Source organism: Stenotrophomonas humi, assembly GCF_001431415.1.
In the GTDB taxonomy this organism is placed as follows: Bacteria; Pseudomonadota; Gammaproteobacteria; order Xanthomonadales; family Xanthomonadaceae; genus Stenotrophomonas; species Stenotrophomonas humi.
Window position 1 is genome coordinate 1 of the sequence record NZ_LDJI01000077.1, and the last position, 1264, is coordinate 1264.

1 protein-coding gene and 1 pseudogene are annotated in these 1264 nt (G+C 62.5%); both read left to right on the plus strand.

The window, feature by feature from the left end:
* Positions 1–382 (plus strand): annotated as a pseudogene (locus ABB26_RS18360) (MBL fold metallo-hydrolase); the annotation flags it as partial.
* A 167-nt stretch (positions 383–549) separates the two neighbouring features.
* Positions 550–1264: gluzincin family metallopeptidase (locus tag ABB26_RS18365; protein WP_484600316.1), on the plus strand; the 715-nt coding region annotated here is incomplete at its 3' end.

Here is a 1264-nt window from a genome sequence, read left to right on the forward strand (position 1 = left end):
AGATGTGTATAAGAGACAGGTGTGGGTGCCCTCGATCAGGGCCGTGATGGGGGGCGTGCTGGTAGATGCCGGGCAGCACGTGTTCATGGCCGACACGCAGACGGCCCAGTCACACCAGGACTGGCTGGCGGCATTGCAACGCATCGGCGAGCTGAGGCCGGAACGGGTGATCCCTGGCCACTACGCCGAAGGCGCTGCTCAGGACATGGCGGCCGTGGAGTTCACCGCCAGCTACATTCGTGCTTTCGACGAGGAGGCGGCCAAGGCTGCAGATTCCGCACAGTTGATCCAAGCCATGCACGAACGCTTCCCTGGCTTGGAGGGGGCTGACTCGCTCGCACTCAGCGCGAAGGTTGCCATGGGCGAGATGGAGTGGAAGTAAACCGTGCATCGCTGTGATTCATTGAGAGCCACGTCGCATGCAGGAACGAGCATCGTGGGAATGATGCGCCAAGCATGACTTCCAGCGGTGTCGGGGGCGGCAGGGCGGGCAGATGATCGGATGCTTGTCGATTGTCCTTACGATTCCAACTGCCCAGGAGAAGCTTGATGCGTTGTTCCCTCGCTGCAGCCATCGCATTGGCGCTGGCCGCCAGTGCCGTGTCCATTCCAGCCTTCGCGCAACCCGCGCCGGCAGCCTCCGGTGCGGTGGAGGTGACCACCCAGTTGCCGCGAACGGCCAGGCCGTTGCACTACCGCGTGGAAATCACGCCGCATGCCGAGCGCATGAACTTTGATGGCAAGGTCAGCATCGATATCGAGGTGCTGTCGGCAACCGATCGCATCGTATTGCAGGCAGCGGCGCTGACGTTCGCAAACAGCCAGCTCACCGGCGCTGCGATGCGCGGCCCACTCGCCGCGCAAGTGAGTGTGGACGAGGCCAACCAGACTGCCACCTTCGCCTTCGACACGTCGCTGGCACCGGGCCGCTACACATTGACTGCCGATTACACCGGCATCATCAACACGCAGGCCAACGGCCTGTTCGCATTGGACTATCCAACCGAGGCGGGCAAGAAGCGCGCGCTGTTCACCCAGTTCGAGAACTCCGACGCACGCCGCTTCATTCCGTCCTGGGATGAGCCGGGCTACAAGGCCACTTTCGATCTGACCCTCAACGTTCCCAGCGCGCAGATGGCGGTGAGCAACATGCCAGCCACCAGCACGCGCGAGCTGGGCAATGGGTTGAAGCAGGTCGTGTTCCAGACCACGCCAAAGATGTCGACGTATCTGCTGTTCATGTCGGCCGGCGAGTTCGAACGCA